This is a genomic window from Aquibium pacificum, from assembly GCF_040839445.1.
Lineage (GTDB): Bacteria > Pseudomonadota > Alphaproteobacteria > Rhizobiales > Rhizobiaceae > Aquibium > Aquibium pacificus.
In genome coordinates, this window is the sequence record NZ_JBDPGJ010000002.1 from 827,558 (window position 1) to 849,245 (window position 21,688).

Genomic DNA, 21,688 nt, shown 5'->3' on the forward strand with positions numbered 1-21,688 from the left:
GATGAGCGCGCCTCCATCATGCCGCCGCGCTCTCGCGGGCCTTCTCGAACGACAGTCCGGCGTAGCCGTCGGCCGCGGCGGCGCAGAGATCCCGATACTTGTTGAACCCGCCGACGAACATGGTCAGTCCTTGCGGCTTGCCCTTCACGTTCGAGCCGACCCACCAGGTCTTGGCCTTGCGGATCAGCGAGCGCTCGGCGAGCCGGGCGACCAGTTCCATCCACGCCGCCTCGGCCTTCTCAGTAGCCTCCGTAGTCTCGATGCCGTTCTCCTCCATGTACTCGATCGCGCCGGCGATCCAGTCCACGTCGTGCTCGGCGATGGTGATCAGGTTGGCGAGAGCGGCGGGGCCGTTCGGGCCGCTCGGCGCGAAGAGGTTCGGGAAGCCCGCCACCATGAAGCCGAGATAGGAAACCGGTCCGCTTTTCCATTTCTCCTTCAGGGAAAGTCCGTCACGGCCGACCACGTCGAAGGCGAGCAGCGCGCCCGTCAGCGCATCGTAGCCCGTCGCGAAGATGAGGATGTCCAGCTCGGTCTCCCCGGCTTCGGTGCGGACGCCTCTCTCGGTTATCTCCACGATCGGCGCCTTCAGGCAGTCGACAAGATGGACGTTGGGCCGATTGTAGGTCTCGTAATATTCGGTATCGAGGCAGGCACGACGCGCGAAGATCGGATAGCCCCTCGGCTTCAGTGCCTCGGCCGTCTCCGGGTCCTTTACGATCTTTCCGATCTTGTCGCGCACGAAATCGGCGACCTGGTCGTTGGCCTCCTGGTTGGTCATCAGGTCGGCGAAGGAACCGAGGAAGGTGTGGCCGCCGTTTTCCCAGGCCTGCTCCATCGCCTGCAGACGCTGCGACGGGGGAAGGCTGAAGAATGGACGGGTCGAGACGGGGCGCGTGCCTCCCGTGGGATTGTTGCGCATCGCCTCGCGCATGGCCGGATAGTGCCGCTTCATCTCGGCGACATAGTCGGGCTCGAGATCGTGGTTGCGCATGGGCAGCGTGTAGCTCGGCGTGCGCTGGAAGACGAAGAGTTCGCCTGCTTCCTTTCCGAGCGTCTGGACGATCTGGATGCCAGTCGAGCCGGTGCCGATCACGCCGACGCGTTTGCCGCTGAAATCAACCGGCTCGTGCGGCCACCTCTGGGCGCGCAAGAGCTGACCCCTGAAGCGTCCGATGCCTGGAATGTCGGGATCCTTGGGAACGGAGAGCGGCCCCGTGGCCATGATGCAATAGGGCGCCTCCAGTGTTTCGCCGCCGTCCGTGGTCGCTCGCCAGATGCGCCTGGCATCGTCCCAGACCGCGCTCGTGACGCGCGTGTCGAACGCGAAGTGCTTGCGCAGGTCGAGCCGGTCGGCGACGAAATTGGCATAGGCGAGGATTTCCGGCTGGGCTGCGAACTGCTCCGACCAGGTCCATTCCTGCTGGACCTCCTCGGAGAAGCCATAGCTGTAGTCGACGCTCATCAGGTCGCAGCGCGCGCCGGGATAGCGGTTCCAGTACCAGACGCCGCCGACGTCGCTGCCTGCCTCGATGCCGGCGACCTGCTTTCCCATCTCGCGGAACCGGTACACGGCGTACATGCCCGCGAAGCCGGCCCCGACCACGATGACGTCGACGCGACGGGTTCTCGTTCCCTTGTCGGGTGCATTGTCTGCTTGCGCCATTCCGGCATCCTCCGTCCTGTGACCGACCGGGCCAGATCGTGCCGGCGCGGGTGAATGCATGCTTCGAAGCAGGTCGCCGCGCAGAGCCATTGTCGGACGCGAGGGTCCCAGCCGCCGCCCATAGGGACGGCGCGTTTCGCAGCAGCCGGTCTTTCGTGTGTCCTCCAGGCTGCCGATCTCGGCGACGCCTGTTGTGAAAGATCATTTTCCTGGCTCGACAAGTCAACGACCACGAGACCAGGAAGGAAAGTTTCACGAATGTGAATTCCTTCAGCCTCTCCGGCGTGAAACCGGCTGATGGGGAAATCGGCAGGAGCAGCGCCGGCGTCGCGACAATGTCGGGGGCTGGCACGACTGGAAATTGGTTCGTTGCGGGGGTGTCGACGCTCTGCAGGTGTCGTACGCCCTGATCAATTGGCGGAAGGGGGCCAGCCGAAAGTCTCCTTCCGGCCCCGGTCCTCAGGTCACATCCCCACATTGATTCACGTCAACGATCTCCTCTGCCTTTCCCCCAATAAAGAGCACCACAACCTGCTGGCACGAAGAGAACCCTTGAAATGCGGCACATCAAACTCGCCCTCTGGGGGATGTTGGCACTGTTGACCGTTTTGTGGCTTCTCGCCGAGCCCCAACTGTTCCAGCCTGCCAATTTCCTGGCCCTTCGCGGGACGATGGTCCAGTACAGCGGCATCATCGCCATGGCTGCCATGAGCGTTGCCATGGTCCTGGCGCTGCGGCCGCGCCGGCCGGAACGGTGGTTCGGCGGGTTGGACAAGATGTACCGCCTGCACAAGTGGCTGGGGATCGCCGCGCTCGTCATTTCCGTGGTCCATTGGCTGTGGAGCCAGGGGCCGAAATGGGCGGTGGGCTGGGGCCTGATCGCGCGGCCGGCAAGAGGCGAGAGGCCTCCACTTGAAAACCCGATCGAGCAGTTCCTTATGACACTGCGTGGCTCGGCGGAGGGTCTCGGCGAATGGGCATTCTACGCTGCAGTGCTGCTGATTGCCCTGGCGCTCATAAAGTCCTTCCCTTATCGGCTCTTCTATAAGACGCACCGCCTGCTCGCCGTCGTCTATCTGGTGCTGGTGTTCCACGCCGTGGTGCTGACGACGTTCAGATATTGGACGTCGCCCATCGGCGTGGTGATGGCGCTGCTTCTCGCCGCAGGGACATATGCTGCGGTGATCGTTCTGCTGCGTCGCGTCGGCGCCGGACGTCAGGTTCGGGGCAGGATCGCCTCGCTCCAGTATTATCCCGGCGTGAAAGCTCTTGAGACTGTGATCGAGGTGCCGCAGGGCTGGCATGGCCACAGGCCAGGCCAATTCGCCTTCGCGACGTCGGACCGTTTCGAAGGTGCACACCCTTACACCATCGCCTCCGCTTGGAACGACAACGACCGGCGCATCACCTTCGTCACGAAGGAACTTGGCGACCACACCGGCCACCTGCGCGAGAAGCTACGGGTCGGGCAGGAGGTGACGATCGAGGGGCCATATGGTTGTTTCGATTTCGATAACGGTCAGCCCCGGCAGATCTGGATCGGCGGCGGCATAGGGATCACGCCGTTCATCGCCGCCATGAAGCATCTGGCGCGGGAGCGACGCGAAAATCCGGGTGCGCCCCGCCCGGCGATCGACATGTTCCACACGACCGCCGACTACGACGAGAAAGCTATCGACAAGCTGAACGCAGATGCGGATGCGGCGAACATCCGCCTGCACGTTCTGGTCGACGCTCGCGACGGCTTGCTGACCGGCGAGCGCATCCGTGCCGCCGCGCCAGAATGGCGCGATGCCAGCATCTGGTTCTGTGGTCCGACGGCCTTCGGCGAGGCGTTGCGCAAGGATTTCGCCGCGCAGGGACTGCCTGTGGCCGAGCGCTTCCATCAGGAACTGTTCGACATGCGCTAGGAGCGGGTCCGTTGGATGGGCCTATTATCGCCCGAAGCCCGCGCTCGTCGGCAGCCACAGCGAAAGTTGCGGGAAAGCCCAGAACAGGAGGAGGCCACCGACGAGAAGCGCAACATAGGGCACCGACCCTCGGATCACGTCGGCAAGCGGCGCGCCGGTGATACCCTTGATGACGAAAAGGTTCATGCCGACCGGCGGCGTGATCAGCGCCAGTTCGAGATTGATCATCAGAAGCACGCCGTACCAGACCGGGTTGATCTCAAGGGCAATCATCGCGGGCAGTATGATCGGTGTGGTAATCAGGATGATCGCGATCGTCTCCAGGAACATGCCGAGGATGAAGATTGCGATCATCACCACCAGGATGAAACCGGTCTGCGACAGGCCGTAGGCGGTCACGGTTTCCATGATTTCGGCCGGCAGGCGGATGATCGTGACGGCATGGCCGAACAGGCCGGCGCCGGCGATGATCATGAACAGCATCGCGCTGGTGCGCATGGTTTGCCAGGCGCAGTCCCACAGATCGGCCAGCGAGACGTTGCGATAGACGATCAGCGCGACGGCGATCGCGTAGACCGCGCCGACAGCCGCAGCTTCGGCGGCCGTGAAGATGCCGAGATAGATGCCTCCAAGAATGATCGGCGGCATGGCGACGGCCCAGACCGAATTGAACATCGCGCGCGCGACGACGCGGGTTCCCGGCCAGATCTGTGCCTCGGTCTCTCCGTGCCTGTTGGCCTGTGCCCAGGAGAACACGGCGAAGACCGCCGCCATGATGAGGCCCGGGATCATGCCGGCCAGGAACAGCGCCCCGATCGAGGCATCGGTCACGATCGCGTAGAGGATCATCGGGCCGGAGGGAGGGATCAGGATCCCCAACGTACCCCCGGCTGCGATGATGCCGTAGGTGTCGCGCGGCCGGTAGCCGAACCGCTGCATCTGCGGAATCGCCGTGGAGCCGATGGTGAGCGCCGTGGCGACCGACGAACCCGAGATGGTCGAGAAGATGGTACAGGAGAGGATCGTCGCGAAGCCGAGTCCGCCCTTCACGTGCCCGACCAGCTTGTTGGCCATGTCGTAGAGGTCGTCGACGACCTTCGCCTTGATCATCACATGCGCCATGAAGGCGAACATGGGGATCGTCGCCAGCAGCGGATTGTTCAGGCTTGCGAAGACCGTATCGGCGATCGAATCGATCTTGCCTTCGAAGGCCAGCAGCACCGCAACCGACGAGAGTCCGAGCGCGGCGAATATTGGCATGCCTGTCAACAACAGCGCGACAAGCGATCCAAGGATGAGAAGGGTCGTCACGACCGTCTTCCTGCAACGAAGTCGAGCAAGGCGGCGAGAGCGGCAAAGGCGAGGAGGATCGAGCCGACGACCATGGTGGATTGCGGTATCCACATCGGTATCGAGAGATAGCCGGTCGAATACGCGCCGAAGGCGCGCGAGAACTGGACCGTGTGCCACGAGGTCACGAGCAGAAGAGCCGAAAAGCCTGCCACGCTGGCAAGCGACCAGAGTTCCAGCCACCAGCGGATTCGCGGGCCGACGTGGTCGAAGACCAGGTCTATGCGGATATGATCCCCGCGCCGCAGCGCCTCCGCCGCGCCAAGCATCACGATGGCCACAACAAGAAAGCCGGTTCCCTCGTCCACGCCCATGATCGGCTGGTTGAGCACATACCGGTTGAAGACGCTGACGACGGTGATCGCGAGCACGACCAGGATCAGCAGTGCGCTCAGGGCCCCGCCCAGAAGCGAGAGGGCCCTCGCCGCCCGATAGGGAAGCGAGGAGGCGCCTGGCGCCTCCTGCTTTTCCAGCTCTCCGGTCATGCCGGCCGCTACTGGATCTTTTCGATCAGGCCAAGCAGCGTCTTGCCGTCCTCGCCGGTCTCCTCCGCGAAGCCTTCGGCGAATGCAGGCTGCATTGCGGCCCTGAACGCCTCGTTCTCTGCATCGGTGGCGATGTGAACGGTGACCCCCTTCTCTTCAAGCTGCTTCGGCGCGTCGGCCGAAGCCTGGATCGAGGCGTCCAGCGCCCACTGCGAGGCGGATTTGCCAGCCTGGTCCAGAGCTGCCTTCGACTTCTCGCTGAGGCCTTCATACCAGCCGGGGTTCACGTAGCCGTGCAGATAGGCCGCGAGCACCGGAACCACCGTCATGTGGTCCTGTACCTCGTAGTACTTGCGCGAATAGGCGGCAGCGACGTCGGTGATCGCCGCATCGACGATCCCGGTCGCCAGTGCCTGGTAGACCTCGCTTCCCGGCATCGAGACCGTGGTCGCGCCCATCGCCGTCAGGCCGCGGTCGAAGGCCGGCCCGATGCCACGCATCTTCAGGCCCTGGAAATCTGCCGGCGTGATCAGCGCCTTGCCTTTCGAGGTGAAGACGCTGGTGTTGGTCTGGAACATCCACGCGACGTTCTTCACGCCCTTCTCGGCGAGTTTTTGCTCGAGGAAAGCAGCGGCCTCGGACGTCGGCCACTTCTTCCACGCCTCGATGGACGACATTGTGTACGGGCCGACGGTGACGTTCATCAGCGGCAGCGTCTTGCCCCACTGGAAGTTGAGCGAGAACGCACATTCTATGTCGCCCTTGGCGACCGCCAGGATATTGTCATTGGCCTTGACGAGACTGTCGGCGCCGAACACCTGAACATCGAGCTCTCCCTCGGAGAGCTTCTCGACCTCGGCCGCCCACTGATCGACGACCTTGGCGATGTGATGTGCAGGCGGAAGCTGATGGCTGCAGCGCATCGCGGTCTGCGCACTCGCCATGCCGATCGCGGATGCGGAAAATAGCAGCGTCGCCGCCAGTGTTTGCGTCGTTCGTTTCATTGCAGTTCCTCCCTTGGATGCCTTGTTGTCTGGAAAGCGGGGCTCCCGTTTCTGCTCAGACCCGCCAGTCGAACGCCGCCGGCGGACCGGCGCGCGCAATTCCTCCGTAGAACTTCTCCCCCGGCATCGCATGCTCGGGTATATCACGAACCGCGGCCAGCGCGGGCAGATCGATGCCGGTGGCGAAGCCTTTGGTCTCGCAGAGATAGACCAGGTCCTCGAACACGACATTGCCCGTGGCGCCTGGGGCGAACGGGCAGCCGCCGAGGCCGCCCAGCGATCCGTCGAGGATGCGGCAGCCCGCGTCGAGCGCGGCCGAGGCGTTGGCGATGCCCATGCCTCGGGTGTCGTGAAGGTGGACGATGAACCCGCCATCGCCAACAAGCCCGCACATGCGCTTCGCCAGCCGCTCCACCTGCCTCGGGCCGGCAAAGCCGACGGTATCGGCAATGCCGACGACATCGGCGCCCGCCGCCAGGCATGCTTCCGCCAGCAGAAGCACCTCGTCCGGATCGACGCGCCCGGCGATCGAGCAGCCGAAGGCCATGGCGATGCCGGCGTTGACCATTGCCTTATGGCCGGCCTCGTCGCGCAGCCGCGCCACCGTGCGGACAAGATCGATGGCGTCTGCGCGAGAACGGCGCGTGTTTGCCTGGCTGTGCTCCTCGGTCGCCGAGATCACACACACGATCTCGTCGACGTCCGTTCCGATGGCGTCGCCGGCGCCGCGCTCGTTCAACGCCAGCGCGGCCGATCGCGCGCCCTCAAGCGCCGCTACCGCCGCGATCGTCGACGCGAGATCGGCGAATTGCGGCATGCGGTTGGCCGGCAGGAACGAGCCGACCTCGAAGTGCCGGACGCCCGCAGCATGCTCTCGCTCCAGCCACGAGCGCTTCTCTTCGGTCGTCGGCCACGTCTTGACCAGTTGAAGCCCGTCGCGCAGCCCGACCTCGCGCAGGCTGACCCTGTCGGCGGGATAGGCTTCGGCGCGGCGGTTCATGCCGCTTTCCTCGCGCTGCCGCGCGCCTTGGCGATCTCGTCGGCGTCGAAGCCGAGGCCCGCCAGAACCGCCACCGTATCCGCGCCGAGCGCGGGCACATCCCCGCCGGCATCGATCATGGCTCCGTCCACGTCGACCGGCAGCGACGGAGCGCGGAACACCTGGCCGTCCGGCAGCCTGGACGGCACCAGCCCTCCCGGCCTCATGACGTGCGGATCGGAATACATGTCGGAAGGCTTGGCGATCGGCGAATAGGGAATGCCGAGGGCCTCGAACTCGCGCGACAGATCGTCTGCGCGGCGCCTGGCGATCGCCGCCGCGACGATGGGAACGGTGCGGTCGCGGGCATCGATCTGGTCCATGCGCGTCTGGAGCGAGGGGTCGGATAGCAGGTCGTCCAGACCGAGCAACTTGCAAAGGGCAACCCACTGCCCTTCGGTCACCGCCCCGACGAACATCTGTCTGGCGTCGGCGGTGTCGAATATATCGTAGACCGGCCAGGAGAACGTTCGCTCCGGCATCGGCGGCGGGTTCACGCCCTCGAGTTCGAATTGCACCATGTGTTGGGCGACGAGCAGCAGGCAGTTCTCGAACAGCCCGATGCGCAGGCTGCGGCCCTTGCCCGTCTGCTGGCGTTCCAACAGTGCGGCCACGACCGAGAACGCACCGAACAACCCGCCCATGATGTCGTTGGCGGACGAACCGACCCGCAGCGGCCGCCCGGTCGGGCCGGTCATGTAGGCGAGGCCCGTCATCATCTGCACCACTTCGTCGAGCGCCGTACGGTCCTGGTAGGGTCCGGCGAGGAAGCCCTTGTGCGAGGCCAGCACCAGGCGGGGAAAGCGCTTGCGCAGGTCGGCCGGGTCCGCTCCCATCCTTGCCAGCGATGCGTCGCGGAAATTGTCGATGAAGACGTCGGCCGTCGCCAGCAGCGCGTCCAGTGCCTTGCGACCGGTTTCCGACTTCAGGTCCAGTTGCACCGACTTTTTGCCGCGGTTGAACAGCGGGAAGAACGGACGGCCCATGCCTGTAAGATCGCGCGTCTTGTCGCCTTCCGGCGGCTCGACCTTGATCACTTCCGCGCCGACCATGCCGAGGAACATGCCACAGGACGGTCCCATGATCATGTGGGTCATCTCCACGACCCGGATGCCGGCCAGCGGTTGGAAGTCCGATTGCATTCACACCTCCTCGATGGCCCCACGGTAGCGTTGCCGGAGAGGTCGGAAAATCATAATGTTTCTAAGCGAACATTCGAAATTCCAGAAAGGTCGAGCAAAGTGGATTCGCGACAGTTGCGGTATTTCGCGGCCATCTACGAGCAGGGCACGTTGTCCAGCGCGGCGGAGACGTGCCGCGTCGCGGTCTCTGCGCTCAGCCACCATCTCGCCAATCTCGAGGCCGAGTTCGGCACCGATCTCTTCGTGCGCAAGCCGCGGGGCCTGCGCCCCACCGCGGCGGGAGAACGGCTTTACGGTCACGCCAAGGCGATCCTCAAAGCGATGTCAGCCGCACAAAAGGATATCCGCGAAGCCGGCGACGACGTTTCCGGGGACGTCTCGGTCGGCATGGCCTATTCCGCCGTCAAGGCGATCGGCGTCGATCTGTGCCGGCGGATTGTCGACGACTATCCGAGGGTGCGCCTGTCCCTGTCGGAAAGCCTGTCAGGCTCTACGCTGCTCCACCTGATGGCCTCGGAGGTCGACCTGGCGCTCGTCTACAATCCGCCTGCCGACCCCCGCCTCAGGACTCAGCCGGTGCTGGAGGAGCAGATGGTGCTCGTGGGAACGCGTGCCATCATCGGCGACAGCGACGAACCGGTACCCTTCAACGACATACTCGAACTGCCGCTGATCCTGTTGAGGCAGGGCATCTCGGCCCGGGCGCTGATGGACGACACCAACCTGCTGAAGAAGATCGAAGGCCGGGCAAAGCTGCAGATGAATTCCGTCCACGCCATCGGTGCATCGCTGGCCGCCGGGCTGGGGTGCGCCATCGGCACCAAGCTCTTCATGTACGAACACATCGAAAGCGGACTGCTGCATTTCCGGCCGATCATCGAACCCGAACTGTCGCGGACTCTCTACATCTGCGAGATGGCCGATCGACCGGCGACCTACGCTTTGGAGACAGTTCGCAACCTGATGGTGGCTCTGGTCCACGCCGCGGTGATCGATGGCCGCTGGGAAGCAAGGATCGCCGCGTGAGCTTCGAACTCGCCCTATAGGCGGCCGTCATCCTGGAAGCACACATCCAGCGCATCTCGACGTCGTCATCGTGAGCTTGTCAGCCGACAGACATCGCAAACCGGGAACAAGGTGGGGAAGCCGTCGGTCGAAAACGGTGATTGCGCTTTGATTTCGGGCATCTGGATCCCGCCGCTGGTGGAGCTGAGGGGGATCGAACCCCTGACCTCGTCATTGCGAACGACGCGCTCTCCCAGCTGAGCTACAGCCCCGTCCAGCGGATTGCGGCTTTTACGGTTCGCCGCAGCTAGATGTCAAGCGGGCGAAGGGCCGTTGCAGAGGGGAAGTGCGAGCGATGGTGGGCCATTTGCGGCGCGTGCCGCCAGCGGCGCTCCGCCCCGTTCCAAACCTGTACGATCGGCGCTAGTCTGGTGTCCGCCAATCGGGAGATTTCGTGCTATGCCAGCATCACCAGTCGCGGCCGCCGGCGCCGGGAGCCGGATGAGGACGCTTCTCTTCCTGCTGATGATCGCGCCGTTCCTGTCGGCGTGCGGGTTCAACACCATCCCGACGGCCGAAGAGCAGGCGAAGGCCGCGTGGAGCGAGGTGCTCAACCAGTACCAGCGCAGGGCGGACCTGATCCCGAACCTCGTCGAGACGGTGAAGGGCTACGCCCAGCAGGAAAAGGACGTGCTGCAGGCCGTCGTCGAGGCGCGCGCGAAAGCCACGCAGGTGACGCTGCCCCCCGAGATGCTGGACGACCCGCAGGCTTTCCAGGCCTTTCAGGAGAGTCAGGCAGGGCTTACCGGCGCCCTCTCGCGCCTGCTGGCGGTGGTCGAGAACTATCCCGACCTGAAGTCGAACCAGAACTTCCTCGCCTTGCAGGCGCAGCTCGAAGGCACGGAAAACCGCATCGCGGTGGCGCGGCGCGACTACATCGAGGCGGTGCGGGTCTACAACACCACCTTGCGGACGTTCCCCTCCATGATCTGGACCTGGTTCTGGTTCACCGATGCCGAGCCGTTCCAGAACTTCACCGTGTCGGAGGACAAGATGGAGGTTCCGAAGGTGGAATTCGGCACGGGCAAGAGCGGCTAGATTCCCGCCGTCCGTGGCAGGGGACATGCGCATCGACGACCTATCCGGGCGGCGCCTGCGGTCGCTGCTCGTCGCGCTTCTGCTCCTGTTGCCCGTCCTTGCGCTCGCAGCACCCTTTCCCGCACTCACCGGCCGCGTCGTCGATCAGGCGGGCATCATCGATGCCGCTGCCGAAGCCGCGCTCGTCGCCAGGCTCCAGGCCTTCGAGGAGAAGTCGTCCGACCAGATCGTCGTCGCCACGATCGGCAGCCTGGACGGCGAGGCGATCGAACCCTTCGCGAACCGCCTGTTCCGCGCCTGGGGCCTCGGCCAAGCCGGAGAGGACAACGGCATCCTGCTCCTGGTCGCGCCGAACGACCGCAAGATGCGCATAGAGGTCGGCTACGGCCTCGAGGGGACGCTGACGGACCTCCATTCCAAGCTCATCATCGAAGACACGATGGTGCCGGCCTTTCGCGCCGGCGATTTTTCGGGCGGAATCAGCCGCGCGGTGGACGACATCATCCTGGTTCTGGAGGGCAACGCGGCGGAACTGGAGGCGCGCGCCGAGCGCAACCGGAAGGAAGAGGAGGGCATCCCGATCGAGGTCGTCATCTTCCTCGTCATCTGGGGCACGCTGTTCTTCGGGTCCTTCGCTTTCGCAATCGGGGCGCGCCTGTTCGGCCGCAGGATCGGACCAGGCCGCTACCGCTGGCTCGGCATGGACTTCACCTATGGCGGTTCGGGTTCCTCGGGTCGCCGCCGGTCGGGCGGCGGCTGGGTCGGGGGCTCATCCGGCTCGGGCTGGTCGTCGGGAAGCAGCAGCGGAGGCGGCTTTTCCGGCGGAGGCGGATCGTCGGGAGGCGGCGGCGCCTCGGGCAGCTGGTAGGAAGAGGCGATGACATCCGGTCTTTCACCCGAAGACAGAAAGCGCGTCTCCGCGGCCATCCGCGCCGCCGAGGCCACGACGTCGGGCGAGATCTACTGCGTCCTCGCGCGCCGGAGCGACGACTATTTCTTCGCCTCGTCCCTGATGCTCACCCTTGGGATGCTGGCGGCGAGCCTGGTCGCCGCACTCGTGGCGGATTGGTGGTGGGTGGATGTGAGCCCCGTGTCGATGGCGCTGGCCCAGGCGGTGGCGTTCGCGTCCGCGCTCCTGGTGCTGCGGGTCGTGCCCGGCCTGCGCGTGCATCTCGTGCCGCCGCGGCTGCGCTACCGGCGTGCGCACGACAACGCGGCGCGGCAATTCCTCGCCCACAACGTCCATGCCACGCAGGCGCGCACGGGGGTCCTGATCTTCGTGTCGCTGGCCGAACGCTACGCCGAAATCGTCGCCGACTCTGCGATCGACGAAAAAGTCGACCAGTCGACCTGGAACGACATCGTCGCCCGCCTCGTCGACAGCGCCCGCCACGACCGGCTGGGCGAGGGTTTCGCGAACGCCGTGGAAAGCGTCGGCGCGCTGCTCGCCGAACATTTCCCGCCAGGCGCGACCAACCCCAACGAACTCGACGACCATATCGTCGAGATCTAAAGCTCCAGATCCCAGTTCTGGCCGACCAGGTCCTTGCCGAAGCTGTGGTGCCGTTCCTCCGCGACGAGCCTGAAGCCCGCCTTCTCGTAGATACGTCGGGCCGAGACGAGAATGTCGTTGGTCCAGAGCGTCATGCGCTCGTAGCCCGTGTCCCGGGCGAAGCGGATGCATTCATTGACCAACCGTCCGCCGATGCCCAGTCCGCGCGTCGAGGGCTCGACCCAGAGCATGCGCAGCTTGGCCGTGCCGCCGCCGGCGTCGACCAGGAAGACCGAGCCGACGACCTCCGCGTGCCGCTCCGCCACCCAGCAATGCTCGCGCTTCGGATCGTATGATTTGAGGAACCCGCCGGCGATCTCGGCGACGAAGCCCTCGAATGTCCCGTCCCAGCCGTATTCCTGCGCGTAGAGCGCCCCTTGGCGGGAGATGATGATGCCGATGTCGCCGATGCGGTGCGGCCGGATCACATAGGGCGGGTTCTCCGTTGTCGATGGATCGAGGGCCGCGCGGATGCGCTGCATGGCGCCGACCAGCGTCGAGGCTCCGTCCGGGCCGAGCGGCATCAGGATGTTCGAGATTTCCTCGTGCGAGGCGCGATCGAGGTTCGCAAAAGCTTCGCGTCCGGGCTTCGACAGGGAGAGGACCGTGGCGCGACCATCCTCGGCGCTGGCGGAGGCGAGCACAAGATCTGCCTCCCGCAGTTTCTTGAGAAGACGGCTGAGATAGGCCGGATCCATGCCCAGTTCCGCCGAGAGCTGGCTGGCGGTGACGCTGTGTCGTGTCCCGAGTTCGTAGAGGATGCGGCTTTCCGACAGGCTGTAGGGCGATCTCAGCAGCCCCTCGTTCAATGCCCCGAGAAACCGGGTATAGAAGCGGTTGAAATCGCGCACTCCTGCGATCGCTTCCTCGTGGCGCTGACCGGTCTGTGTCATGGGAGTCCTTTCATTGACAGTGTCATATAGTTTGTTGACAAAGTCAATCAAATGACATGCGGAACCTTGTCATTCGAGCGGCGTTTGCCTCCGCCTCCACGCATTTTCGGATCGTTCTGATGAAACTCTTCGCCTGCCCGGCCTGCGCGAGCCGGCTTTATTTCGAGAACTCGCGCTGCCTTGCCTGCAGCAGCTCCGTCGCCTATGCGCCGGAACAGGAGGGCTTCGTCCTTGTCGGTGCGGAAAGCCCCAACTGCCTGAACGCGGACGAATGTGCCTGCAACTGGGTAGGCGACCAGCGTTTCGGCGGGTATTGCCGGGCCTGTGCCCTCAACAGGACGATCCCGGACCTTTCGGTACCGGAAAACCGCGACCGCTGGGCCCGCGTCGAGCGGGCGAAGCGTCGGGTGGTCTTCGCGCTTCTCGAGTTCGGATTGCCGGTGTGGCCCAAGCAGCGTCCAGAGGACGAGGAGGGGCTCGCCTTCGATTTCCTGGCCGACCCGAAGGGTGCCGGGCCGGGCGGCGAGCGCATCCTGACCGGCCACGACAATGGGCTGATCACGCTGAACGTGGCGGAGGCGGACTCGCCCGAACGGGAGCGGATGCGCATCGCGATGGGCGAGAACTACCGCACGCTCCTCGGCCACTTCCGCCACGAACTCGGTCACTACTATTGGGACCGGCTCGTGCGCGACCATCCGGAAAGGCTCGAGGCGTTCCGGGCGCTTTTCGGCGACGAGCGGGAGGACTACGCGCAGGCGCTGCAGCGGCACTACGAAAACGCGGCGCCGCCCGATTGGGAGCAGCGGCACATCTCGGCCTATGCGGCCAGCCATGCCTGGGAGGATTGGGCCGAGACCTGGGCACACTACCTCCACATCGCCGATACGCTGGAAATGGCCGAGGAATTCCGCATTCCGCTGCACACGCTGGACGTCGCCGCCGCGTCCGCCGTCCGGGAGACCGATCCCCATAGCGACATCGACGGTGTCGTTTCGCGCTGGCTGGCGCTGACGGAGATCGTCAACGGGATCAACCGCTGCATGGGGCTGAGGGACCTCTACCCCTTCGTCATCTCGCCCAAGGTGGCCGAGAAGCTGGATTACGTGCGCCGGCTTCTGAAGGGCGCGTGATCCCGTCGGACGCGACGAAGCGCTGCGGAACTTGACTCGCGTCGCCTTTTCCTGTCTAGAGCGGCCGGAATTCAGCGACGAGCTTTGACTCCGAGCAGCCAACCGGGACCCCTAGTGGTGTAAATTGATCCCGGAGGCCAACACCCGGCAGCGCGATGCGCCCCCGGGTGCTTTTTGGCTTTGTGCGCGCTCGGCGTTTGATGGCCGGCGCGGAACCACTACCTCTCTGGCATCACCGCGGTGCAAGAGACGAAGGAAAACGCATGTTCGAATCCCTCCAGGAGCGCCTTGGCTCCATCCTGAACGGCCTCACCGGCCGCGGCGCGCTCTCCGAAGCCGACGTCTCGGCGGCGCTGCGCGAGGTCCGCCGGGCGCTGCTCGAGGCGGACGTGGCGCTGGAAGTCGTGCGCTCCTTCATCGAAAAGGTGCGCGAGAAGGCCGTCGGCGCGGCGGTCGTGAAGTCGATCAAGCCCGGCCAGATGGTGGTCAAGATCGTCCATGACGAACTCGTTGCCATGCTCGGCGAGGAAGGCAAGGCGATCGACCTCAATGCGCCGGCGCCGGTCGTCATCATGATGGTGGGCCTGCAGGGGTCGGGCAAGACGACGACCACCGGCAAGATCGCGAAACGGCTGACCGATCGCCAGGGCAAGAAGGTCCTGATGGCCTCGCTGGACACGCGGCGCCCGGCCGCCCAGGAGCAGCTGCGCCAGATCGGCGAGCAGGTGAAGGTCGCCACGCTGCCCATCGTCGCCGGCCAGTCGCCGGTCGACATCGCGAAACGCGCCGTCCAGGCCGGACGGCTCGGCGGACACGACGTCGTCATCCTCGACACGGCGGGCCGCACGCATATCGACGAGCCGCTGATGGTCGAGATGGCCGACATCCGCAAGGTGTCGTCGCCGCACGAGATCCTGCTGGTGGCCGATGCGCTGACCGGCCAGGACGCCGTCAACCTCGCCCGCAGCTTCGACGAGCGCGTCGGCATCACGGGCCTGGTGCTCACCCGCATGGACGGCGACGGGCGCGGCGGCGCGGCGCTGTCGATGCGCGCCGTCACCGGCAAGCCGGTCAAGCTGATCGGCGTCGGCGAGAAGATGGACGCGCTGGAGGAATTCCATCCCAAGCGCATCGCCGACCGCATCCTCGGCATGGGCGACATCGTCTCACTGGTCGAGAAGGCGGCCGAGACCATCGACGCGGAAAAGGCCGCGGCGATGGCCAAGAAGATGCAGTCGGGCAAGTTCGACCTGAACGACCTCGCCGACCAGCTCCGTCAGATGCAGTCGATGGGCGGCATGGGCGGCATCATGGGAATGATGCCGGGCATGGGCAAGATGAAGGACCAGATGGCCTCCGCCGGCTTCGACGACAAGATGTTCAAGCAGCAGCTCGCTATCATCGGCTCGATGACCAAGGCCGAGCGCGGAAATCCCGACTTGCTCAAGCACAGCCGCAAGAAGCGCATCGCCGCCGGTTCCGGCACGGACGCGGCCGCGATCAACAAGCTCCTGAAGATGCACCGCCAGATGGCCGACATGATGAAGGCCATGGGCGGCAAGGGCAAAGGCGGCGGCATGATGCGAGGCCTGATGGGCGGCATGGCCCAGAAGATGGGCCTCGGCGGCATGATGCCCGGCATGGGCGGCATGCCGGACCTGTCGAAGATGGACCCCGGACAGCTCGAGCAATTGCGCAGGCAGGCCGAGGCCGCCGGCATGGGCGGCGGTCTCCCCAAGGGCCTCGGCGGTCTGCCGGGCGGCGGTCTTCCGGGACTGCCCGGCGGTCCGCGTCTGCCCGGCATGGGTGGCGGCCTGCCCGGCCTCCCGAAGAAGAAGTGAGCGGGAGGGTGGACTTGACCGATACTGCCGACACCCAGCACGCGAAGGAGATCCTGGCCGGCTACCGCGCCTCGATCGACAACATCGACGCGGCGCTGATCCACATGCTGGCCGAGCGCTTCCGCTGCACCAAGGCAGTAGGTGTGCTCAAGGCCGAACATGGCCTTCCGCCAGCCGATCCCGCGCGCGAGCAGCAGCAGATCGAGCGTCTGCGGCGGCTGGCGAAGGATGCGCATCTCGACCCGGATTTCGCGGAGAAATTCCTGAACTTCATCGTGAAGGAAGTGATCCGCCACCACGAAGCGATTGCTGCCGCCAACGGCAGCGAGAAGGAAAGCGCCCCGGCGGGCGCGTGAGAACCGGCCGGATCAGGCCACACCATCAGTGAGACATCAGGAGAAACGGAAATGGCACTGAAGATCAGACTGGCCCGCGCGGGCTCCAAGAAGCGTCCCTACTACCACATCGTCGTCGCCGACGTGCGCAGCCCGCGCGACGGCCGCTTCATCGAGGCGATCGGCGCGTGGAACCCGATGCTGCCGAAGGACGGCGACCGCGTGAAGATCGACGAGGAGCGCGTAAAGCACTGGCTTTCCCATGGCGCCCTGCCGACGGATCGCGTGCTGCGCTTCCTCGACCAGGCCGGCATCGCCAAGCGCCCGGCGCGCAGCAACCCCAACAAGGCCGAGCCGGGCAAGAAGGCGCAGGAGCGCGCCGCCTTCCTGAAGAAGGCCGAGGAAGAAGCCGCCGCGAAGCTCGCCGCCGAGCGTACCGAGAGCGAAGCCGCCGCGTCCTGACGCGGGCGTCCGGCGCGGAGATCGGGCGGCGGCCATCCGGTCCGCCGCCCTTTGCGTTGCCGAAGCCGCGGACGGTCCCGTGCCGTCCTCTTGCGGGCGACGAAGGGCACCGTGGCAGGCACCAAGGCCGCATCCCGGCTGCCGCCTCGAGGGCCTGCTACGAGGGCTTGAAGACCGGATCCAGCCCCACTCCCCGGAGCAATCCGACAAGATCCGACTGCCGGTGCAGCCCGGATTTCGCCAGCACGGCAGCGAGCTGGTTGCGAACGGTGTTGAGTGATGCGCCGTTGGAAGCGGCAATGCCCGCCGTGGTCTCCCCATTGCCGATGGCTTGCGCCACCTTCGCCTCGGCGGGAGTGAGATCGAAAAGCGCCTGCAGGACGTTCGCGCCGGGAACCTCCTTCGGCACCACGGGCGTCGCCAGCAGGACGGCGCTGGACGCAGCAAATACATCGTGAGCGGCGCCCCTCACCGGAACCAGATGGATCACGACCGGCGGGTGCTCATCGGTGGCCCGGATGGGGATGGATCGCACCGCGTATAGACCCGATGATCGGCCGACAGCTTCGATGGCTGTCCGGAGGAGCGCGTCCGCGCTCGGATCGGTCAGCGTCATGCGAGCGGACCGATCCTGGACGACATGCGGCATGAGGGCGACGAGCAAGTCGTTGGCGGCGAGCGTGCGGCCGCCGTGCCCGAGCACGGCTGCAGGCAGGCCGACCGCCGCGAGCGCTTCAGCCGCGGCGCGCGCCCGCTCTATCCCCAGTCGCGCCGAAAGGAGCGACGCCCGCGCCATATGCGGCCGAAGGGCGTCGAGCGCCTGGACCGTTCGGGAATCGAAAGGACCGTCGTGATAGTTTCCCTCGGCATGGAGGACGATCGTGTCTCCGTTGGGAACGCATATCGCCGTTGCTATTCCTCGTCCGTAACCGCTCGGTATCAGATAGTCGGCGAACATGGGTTCGTTCAGGATTTCCTCGTGCGTGAACACGTCGCGATCGGTGACGAAACCCGGATGACGCAGGGCCACGAGGCGACGGGTTCGTTCAATTCCCGCGGGATAGCTGAAGACCTTCGCTGCGATTTCGTCGACCGCCGGTGACGAACCGATCAGTTTCGAACCTTCGCTATCCGCCGCAAGGAGTGCCGCTTCCTGCGCGCCTGCCATTCGTGCGAAATCCCGAAGCACCTGCGGCCACTGCTCCGGAATGAGAGACGCCTCATAGATACGGTCTACCAAGACGTCATCGACGTGACTGAACGACATCCCTCTCTCTCCTCCCACCAAGAAGAACGATGGCTTGATCGTTCAATCTTGGGGTGGATCGTACGTGGGAATCAATCGGAAATACAATGAACCTTGGGGCCGCGCGACTGCCATGTCCGGCAGTCGCCCTGGCTGATGTTATGACAGCGCGGGTGGCCCGGCGTCAGGCGGCTTGCTTCTTCGGCTGGATCAGGCCGCGCGCGACCAGCAGTTCGGCGATCTGGATGGCGTTGAGCGCCGCGCCCTTGCGCAGGTTGTCGGAAACCACCCACATCGACAGCCCGTTCTCGACTGTGATGTCCTCGCGGATGCGCGAGATGTAGGTCGCGTCCTCGCCCGCCGATTCCAGCGGGGTGATGTAGCCGCCGTCCTCGCGCTTGTCGATCACGAGGCAGCCCGGGGCGTCGCGCAGGATGTCGCGTGCCTCCTCGGCGGAGATCGGCCTCTCGAACTCGACGTTGACTGCCTCGGAGTGGCCGATGAAGACCGGCACGCGCACGCAGGTCGCGGTGAGCTTGATCTTCGGGTCGAGGATCTTCTTCGTTTCCGCCATCATCTTCCACTCTTCCTTCGTGTAGCCGTCCTCCATGAAGACGTCGATGTGCGGGATGACGTTGAAGGCGATGCGCTTGGTGAACTTCTTCGATTCCACCGGATCGGCGACGTAGACGGCGCGGGTCTGCGTGAACAGTTCATCCATGCCGTCCTTGCCCGCGCCGGAGACGGACTGATACGTCGACACGACCACGCGCGTGATCTTCGCGGCTTCATGCAGCGGCTTCAGCGCCACCACCAACTGCGCGGTCGAGCAGTTCGGGTTGGCGATGATGTTCTTGCGGGTGAAGCCGTCGATGGCATCCGGATTGACCTCCGGAACGATCAGCGGGACGTCCTGGTCGTAGCGCCAAGCCGAGGAGTTGTCGATCACCACGCAGCCCTGCCTGCCGATGCGCGGCGAATGCTCCTTGGAGACGTTGCCGCCGGCCGACATCAGGCAGATGTCGGTGTCAGAGAAGTCGTAGGTGTCGAGCGTCTTCACCTTCAGCGTCCGGTCGCCGTAGGACACTTCGGTGCCGAACGAGCGGCGGGAGGCGAGCGCCACCACCTCGTCGGCGGGAAAGCCGCGCTCCTCGAGGATGTTGAGCATCTCGCGGCCTACATTGCCGGTCGCGCCGGCGACTGCGATCTTGAAACCCATGTCTTGAACTCCTGTCCCTCTCCGCTGCCTGGCTTGGATGGCGCCCGCTGGCCCCGCGGGCTTCTCCCCGGGCCGGACCCGGGAGAGGGCGAGCAGGCCGAGGGTGGTCAGACCGCGGTGGCGGTCGTTTTGGCCGGGGATTTTTTCGTGGTGGAAACGCTGCGCGTGCGATCGCCGCCGGAAAACCAGCCGGTCTCGCCGATCGAAAGAAGAGCCATGGTGAGGCCGCGCATTGTCTGCTCCGAAAACGCGCCGCTTCTAGCGCTGTTTGCCGGGAAAAGTCAATGCGAAGCGGTTTGCCGCAAGAAGTGGAGGATGGACTGCGGACTTGCCCGGACGCCGCGCAGTGTCTACATCACGGCAAATCACGGAGTTCGGCATGGTTGCGCTTATCCAGACCCTCGTCCTCGCGATCGACATCTACTGGTGGATGATCATCGCATCCGCGATCTTCTCCTGGCTTTTCGCATTCAACGTGATCAACGGCCGCAACCAGTTCGTGGCCACGATCGGAGATTTCCTGTTCCGCGTCACCGAACCGGCGCTGCGGCCCATCCGGCGCATCCTTCCCGATCTCGGCGGCATCGACATCTCGCCGATCATCCTGCTCCTCATTCTGTTCTTCGTCCGGCAGTTCATCCTGACGACCGTCGCTCCCGCCGTCATCTGAGGCGCCTTGCCTGATTTCTTCCGCTCCGCATCAGAAAGCGTCGACGTCTTCGTGCGCCTGACGCCGCGCGGTGGGGCCGATGCGATCGAAGGTGTCGAGGAGACGGCTGACGGGCGCGCGCATCTGAAGGCGCGGGTGCGCGCTGCACCCGAGAAGGGTGCCGCGAACAAGGCGCTCGAGAAGCTGCTGGCGCATGCGCTGGGAATCCCCAAGGGGCAGGTCACGGTCTCCAGCGGCGCCAGCGCGCGCCTGAAAACGCTGCGGGTCATCGGCGACGTCCACGAAATCGTCCGCAAGCTGGAAGCGTTGGCCGGCACGCCCTGAGGAGAGGGGCGGTCCCGCTTCTCAACATCTCCGTTCCCGAATAGTCTTCGGCAAACGCAGGAAGGGAGGAACGTCCAATGGTCGCACGAATGGCAGGATGTGCAGGTGCGCTCGCCGGCCTGTTTCTCGGCGCCATGCCGGCGGCGGCGGATGGCATCGTCAGCGCCTACACCAAGATCGACGCGGATACGACCTGCACCACCTTCGCGGCCGCCTCTGCGGACGACGGCGGCGACTGGGCGAACATGGTGTGCGACGGATACCGGGGCTATCCCGTTTTCCTCTACTACGGCGACGCGCGGGAATCCCTCTTCTACGGCTTCGCGCCGGGCGGCGACCTCGCCCCCGCCTGGGAAAGCTTCGACGCTTTCAATTCCACAGGGCCGACGGTGGAATGGCGCATCGAGACCGCGGGCGAGCACCAGATCCCGTTCGCCACCATCCATCGCTGGTTCGTCAGCGACCCGGAGGGTGGCGACGAGCAGATCGAAGTCCTGGTTGTCGCCAAAGTCGGTCAACCCGCAGAGCGGGAGGGCTGCGCCGTCGGCTACGTGGTCGCGACCGGAAACGACAACGCCAACGAGAAGGCACGCCATATCGCCGACAACGTGGTGCGCGATTTCGTCTGCGATGCCGACCAGCCGACGATCGAGCAGGGGACCGTGCCTGTCCCCTCCTTCAACCGGACTGCGAACTGAGCGCCGCGCCCCTCAGGCCGCGGTCTTCGCGCGCTCGATCGCCTCGACGATCATGTTCTTCGCCGTCTGCGCATCGTGCCAGCCGCCGATCTTCACCCACTTGCCGGGCTCCAGATCCTTGTAGTGCTCGAAGAAATGCTCGACCTGCTGCAGCGTGATCTCCGGCAGGTCGGTGTAGTTGAACACCTTCTCGTAGCGGCGCGTCAGGTGCGCGGAGGGGACCGCGATCACCTTTTCGTCCTGGCCCGCATTGTCTTCCATGATCAGCACGCCGATCGGCCGCACGTTGATGACGCAGCCGGGAATGAGCTCGCGCGTGTTGCAGACCAGCACGTCGATCGGATCGCCGTCGCCCGACAGCGTGTGGGGCACGAAGCCGTAGTTGCCCGGATAGGTCATCGGCGTGTAGAGGAAACGGTCGACGACCAGCGTGCCCGCCTTCTTGTCCATCTCATACTTGATCGGCTGTCCGCCGACCGGCACTTCGATGATGACGTTGACGTCTTCGGGCGGATTGTTGCCGATCGAGATGGCTTCTATGCGCATGGTGCGGACTCCAGGGGAATGCGCAGGCGCATAGCCTTTTGTGCAGTGCAGCGCAAGCTGGCGGACCGCA

The 21,688-nt window shown here is 65.1% G+C and carries 23 protein-coding genes and 1 tRNA gene; 12 read left to right on the top strand and 12 right to left on the bottom strand.

The window, feature by feature from the left end:
- Positions 1-16 precede the first annotated feature (16 nt).
- Positions 17-1,666, bottom strand: a complete 1,650-nt coding sequence (locus tag ABGN05_RS10410) for a flavin-containing monooxygenase (protein ID WP_367953939.1) — start codon at positions 1,664-1,666, stop codon at positions 17-19.
- 557 nt (positions 1,667-2,223) lie between these two features.
- Here ABGN05_RS10410 and ABGN05_RS10415 point away from each other — a divergent pair.
- Positions 2,224-3,576 carry a ferredoxin reductase family protein gene (locus ABGN05_RS10415; RefSeq protein ID WP_367953940.1) on the top strand — a complete coding sequence of 451 codons (1,353 nt, stop codon included), beginning with the start codon at positions 2,224-2,226 and terminating at the stop codon, positions 3,574-3,576.
- Between the two features lie 24 nt (positions 3,577-3,600).
- Here the strand turns inward: ABGN05_RS10415 and ABGN05_RS10420 are convergent, their stop codons facing one another.
- Genes ABGN05_RS10420 through ABGN05_RS10440 form a run of 5 tightly spaced genes read right to left on the bottom strand, consistent with a single transcriptional unit; the run spans position 3,601 to position 8,596 of the window.
- Entirely contained in the window at positions 3,601-4,887 is a 1,287-nt protein-coding gene (locus ABGN05_RS10420) for a TRAP transporter large permease (protein ID WP_367953941.1), read from the bottom strand.
- Positions 4,884-5,411 carry a TRAP transporter small permease gene (locus ABGN05_RS10425; protein WP_367953942.1) on the bottom strand — a complete coding sequence of 176 codons (528 nt, stop codon included), beginning with the start codon at positions 5,409-5,411 and terminating at the stop codon, positions 4,884-4,886. Before ABGN05_RS10425 ends, ABGN05_RS10420 begins: the two co-directional genes overlap by 4 nt.
- 8 nt (positions 5,412-5,419) lie before the next feature.
- A complete protein-coding gene (locus tag ABGN05_RS10430) occupies positions 5,420-6,415 on the bottom strand; it encodes a TRAP transporter substrate-binding protein (protein ID WP_367953943.1) in 996 nt (331 codons plus the stop codon).
- 55 nt (positions 6,416-6,470) lie between these two features.
- Positions 6,471-7,415: a hydroxymethylglutaryl-CoA lyase-like TIM-barrel protein gene (locus tag ABGN05_RS10435; RefSeq protein ID WP_367953944.1), complete on the bottom strand. Its 945-nt coding sequence runs from the start codon at positions 7,413-7,415 to the stop codon at positions 6,471-6,473.
- Entirely contained in the window at positions 7,412-8,596 is a 1,185-nt protein-coding gene (locus ABGN05_RS10440; protein WP_367953945.1) for a CaiB/BaiF CoA transferase family protein, read from the bottom strand. Before ABGN05_RS10440 ends, ABGN05_RS10435 begins: the two co-directional genes overlap by 4 nt.
- A gap of 114 nt (positions 8,597-8,710) precedes the next feature.
- Between ABGN05_RS10440 and ABGN05_RS10445 the strand changes: the two genes are divergently transcribed.
- Positions 8,711-9,622 carry a LysR family transcriptional regulator gene (locus ABGN05_RS10445; protein ID WP_367953946.1) on the top strand — a complete coding sequence of 304 codons (912 nt, stop codon included), beginning with the start codon at positions 8,711-8,713 and terminating at the stop codon, positions 9,620-9,622.
- A 175-nt stretch (positions 9,623-9,797) separates the two neighbouring features.
- Here ABGN05_RS10445 and ABGN05_RS10450 read toward each other — a convergent pair.
- A tRNA-Ala gene (locus ABGN05_RS10450) sits at positions 9,798-9,873 on the bottom strand.
- 229 nt (positions 9,874-10,102) lie between these two features.
- Between ABGN05_RS10450 and ABGN05_RS10455 the strand changes: the two genes are divergently transcribed.
- From ABGN05_RS10455 to ABGN05_RS10465, 3 genes are read left to right on the top strand one after another with little or no spacing between them, the layout of a single operon-like run.
- Complete coding sequence (locus tag ABGN05_RS10455; protein WP_367953947.1) at positions 10,103-10,699, top strand: LemA family protein; 597 nt, start codon at positions 10,103-10,105, stop codon at positions 10,697-10,699.
- 25 nt (positions 10,700-10,724) lie between these two features.
- On the top strand, positions 10,725-11,567 hold the full coding sequence (locus ABGN05_RS10460) for a TPM domain-containing protein (protein ID WP_367953948.1): 843 nt from the start codon (positions 10,725-10,727) through the stop codon (positions 11,565-11,567).
- A gap of 9 nt (positions 11,568-11,576) precedes the next feature.
- Entirely contained in the window at positions 11,577-12,212 is a 636-nt protein-coding gene (locus ABGN05_RS10465) for a TPM domain-containing protein (protein ID WP_367953949.1), read from the top strand.
- Here the strand turns inward: ABGN05_RS10465 and ABGN05_RS10470 are convergent.
- Positions 12,209-13,144 carry a bifunctional helix-turn-helix transcriptional regulator/GNAT family N-acetyltransferase gene (locus ABGN05_RS10470; RefSeq protein ID WP_367953950.1) on the bottom strand — a complete coding sequence of 312 codons (936 nt, stop codon included), beginning with the start codon at positions 13,142-13,144 and terminating at the stop codon, positions 12,209-12,211. The genes ABGN05_RS10465 and ABGN05_RS10470 overlap by 4 nt on opposite strands.
- 119 nt (positions 13,145-13,263) lie before the next feature.
- On the opposite strand from ABGN05_RS10470, the gene ABGN05_RS10475 reads away from it, so the two are divergent.
- The 4 genes from ABGN05_RS10475 (at position 13,264) to rpsP (ending at position 16,915) form a co-directional block, all read left to right on the top strand.
- On the top strand, positions 13,264-14,277 hold the full coding sequence (locus tag ABGN05_RS10475; RefSeq protein WP_367953951.1) for a zinc-binding metallopeptidase family protein: 1,014 nt from the start codon (positions 13,264-13,266) through the stop codon (positions 14,275-14,277).
- Positions 14,278-14,540: 263 nt separating this feature from the next.
- A complete protein-coding gene (gene ffh / locus ABGN05_RS10480; protein WP_367953952.1) occupies positions 14,541-16,118 on the top strand; it encodes a signal recognition particle protein in 1,578 nt (525 codons plus the stop codon).
- Between the two features lie 14 nt (positions 16,119-16,132).
- On the top strand, positions 16,133-16,474 hold the full coding sequence (locus ABGN05_RS10485) for a chorismate mutase (protein WP_367953953.1): 342 nt from the start codon (positions 16,133-16,135) through the stop codon (positions 16,472-16,474).
- 51 nt (positions 16,475-16,525) lie between these two features.
- Positions 16,526-16,915, top strand: a complete 390-nt coding sequence (gene rpsP, locus ABGN05_RS10490) for a 30S ribosomal protein S16 (protein ID WP_367953954.1) — start codon at positions 16,526-16,528, stop codon at positions 16,913-16,915.
- Positions 16,916-17,072: 157 nt separating this feature from the next.
- Here rpsP and ABGN05_RS10495 read toward each other — a convergent pair whose 3' ends face one another.
- The 3 genes from ABGN05_RS10495 to ABGN05_RS10505 all read right to left on the bottom strand — a co-directional run bounded on the left by ABGN05_RS10495 (position 17,073) and on the right by ABGN05_RS10505 (position 19,613).
- Positions 17,073-18,182 (bottom strand): helix-turn-helix transcriptional regulator, encoded by a 1,110-nt coding sequence (locus ABGN05_RS10495; RefSeq protein ID WP_367953955.1) that lies wholly within the window; start codon positions 18,180-18,182, stop codon positions 17,073-17,075.
- A 163-nt stretch (positions 18,183-18,345) separates the two neighbouring features.
- Entirely contained in the window at positions 18,346-19,380 is a 1,035-nt protein-coding gene (locus ABGN05_RS10500; RefSeq protein WP_367953956.1) for an aspartate-semialdehyde dehydrogenase, read from the bottom strand.
- Between the two features lie 107 nt (positions 19,381-19,487).
- Positions 19,488-19,613 carry a hypothetical protein gene (locus ABGN05_RS10505; RefSeq protein WP_367953957.1) on the bottom strand — a complete coding sequence of 42 codons (126 nt, stop codon included), beginning with the start codon at positions 19,611-19,613 and terminating at the stop codon, positions 19,488-19,490.
- A 146-nt stretch (positions 19,614-19,759) separates the two neighbouring features.
- On the opposite strand from ABGN05_RS10505, the gene ABGN05_RS10510 reads away from it, so the two are divergent.
- The 3 genes from ABGN05_RS10510 (at position 19,760) to ABGN05_RS10520 (ending at position 21,072) form a co-directional block, all read left to right on the top strand.
- Positions 19,760-20,050, top strand: coding sequence for a YggT family protein (locus ABGN05_RS10510; protein WP_367953958.1), 291 nt, complete (start codon positions 19,760-19,762; stop codon positions 20,048-20,050).
- A gap of 6 nt (positions 20,051-20,056) precedes the next feature.
- Positions 20,057-20,374 carry a DUF167 family protein gene (locus ABGN05_RS10515; RefSeq protein WP_367953959.1) on the top strand — a complete coding sequence of 106 codons (318 nt, stop codon included), beginning with the start codon at positions 20,057-20,059 and terminating at the stop codon, positions 20,372-20,374.
- A gap of 89 nt (positions 20,375-20,463) precedes the next feature.
- Positions 20,464-21,072, top strand: coding sequence for a hypothetical protein (locus tag ABGN05_RS10520; RefSeq protein WP_373695927.1), 609 nt, complete (start codon positions 20,464-20,466; stop codon positions 21,070-21,072).
- Between the two features lie 12 nt (positions 21,073-21,084).
- Here ABGN05_RS10520 and ppa read toward each other — a convergent pair whose 3' ends face one another.
- Positions 21,085-21,618: an inorganic diphosphatase gene (ppa, locus tag ABGN05_RS10525; protein ID WP_367953961.1), complete on the bottom strand. Its 534-nt coding sequence runs from the start codon at positions 21,616-21,618 to the stop codon at positions 21,085-21,087.
- Positions 21,619-21,688 lie beyond the last annotated feature (70 nt).

What these genes read in the sequence shown, in the direction of transcription:
- ABGN05_RS10410 (WP_367953939.1), bottom strand. Translation starts at nt 1,666, where the DNA reads ATGGCGCAAGCAGACAATGCACCCGACAAGGGAACGAGAACCCGTCGC.
- ABGN05_RS10415 (WP_367953940.1), top strand. Translation starts at nt 2,224, where the DNA reads ATGCGGCACATCAAACTCGCCCTCTGGGGGATGTTGGCACTGTTGACC.
- ABGN05_RS10425 (WP_367953942.1), bottom strand. Translation starts at nt 5,411, where the DNA reads ATGACCGGAGAGCTGGAAAAGCAGGAGGCGCCAGGCGCCTCCTCGCTT.
- ABGN05_RS10430 (WP_367953943.1), bottom strand. Translation starts at nt 6,415, where the DNA reads ATGAAACGAACGACGCAAACACTGGCGGCGACGCTGCTATTTTCCGCA.
- ABGN05_RS10435 (WP_367953944.1), bottom strand. Translation starts at nt 7,415, where the DNA reads ATGAACCGCCGCGCCGAAGCCTATCCCGCCGACAGGGTCAGCCTGCGC.
- ABGN05_RS10440 (WP_367953945.1), bottom strand. Translation starts at nt 8,596, where the DNA reads ATGCAATCGGACTTCCAACCGCTGGCCGGCATCCGGGTCGTGGAGATG.
- ABGN05_RS10455 (WP_367953947.1), top strand. Translation starts at nt 10,103, where the DNA reads ATGAGGACGCTTCTCTTCCTGCTGATGATCGCGCCGTTCCTGTCGGCG.
- ABGN05_RS10460 (WP_367953948.1), top strand. Translation starts at nt 10,725, where the DNA reads ATGCGCATCGACGACCTATCCGGGCGGCGCCTGCGGTCGCTGCTCGTC.
- ABGN05_RS10465 (WP_367953949.1), top strand. Translation starts at nt 11,577, where the DNA reads ATGACATCCGGTCTTTCACCCGAAGACAGAAAGCGCGTCTCCGCGGCC.
- ABGN05_RS10470 (WP_367953950.1), bottom strand. Translation starts at nt 13,144, where the DNA reads ATGACACAGACCGGTCAGCGCCACGAGGAAGCGATCGCAGGAGTGCGC.
- ABGN05_RS10475 (WP_367953951.1), top strand. Translation starts at nt 13,264, where the DNA reads ATGAAACTCTTCGCCTGCCCGGCCTGCGCGAGCCGGCTTTATTTCGAG.
- ffh (WP_367953952.1), top strand. Translation starts at nt 14,541, where the DNA reads ATGTTCGAATCCCTCCAGGAGCGCCTTGGCTCCATCCTGAACGGCCTC.
- rpsP (WP_367953954.1), top strand. Translation starts at nt 16,526, where the DNA reads ATGGCACTGAAGATCAGACTGGCCCGCGCGGGCTCCAAGAAGCGTCCC.
- ABGN05_RS10495 (WP_367953955.1), bottom strand. Translation starts at nt 18,182, where the DNA reads ATGTCGTTCAGTCACGTCGATGACGTCTTGGTAGACCGTATCTATGAG.
- ABGN05_RS10500 (WP_367953956.1), bottom strand. Translation starts at nt 19,380, where the DNA reads ATGGGTTTCAAGATCGCAGTCGCCGGCGCGACCGGCAATGTAGGCCGC.
- ABGN05_RS10505 (WP_367953957.1), bottom strand. Translation starts at nt 19,613, where the DNA reads ATGCGCGGCCTCACCATGGCTCTTCTTTCGATCGGCGAGACCGGCTGG.
- ABGN05_RS10510 (WP_367953958.1), top strand. Translation starts at nt 19,760, where the DNA reads ATGGTTGCGCTTATCCAGACCCTCGTCCTCGCGATCGACATCTACTGG.
- ABGN05_RS10520 (WP_373695927.1), top strand. Translation starts at nt 20,464, where the DNA reads ATGGCAGGATGTGCAGGTGCGCTCGCCGGCCTGTTTCTCGGCGCCATG.
- ppa (WP_367953961.1), bottom strand. Translation starts at nt 21,618, where the DNA reads ATGCGCATAGAAGCCATCTCGATCGGCAACAATCCGCCCGAAGACGTC.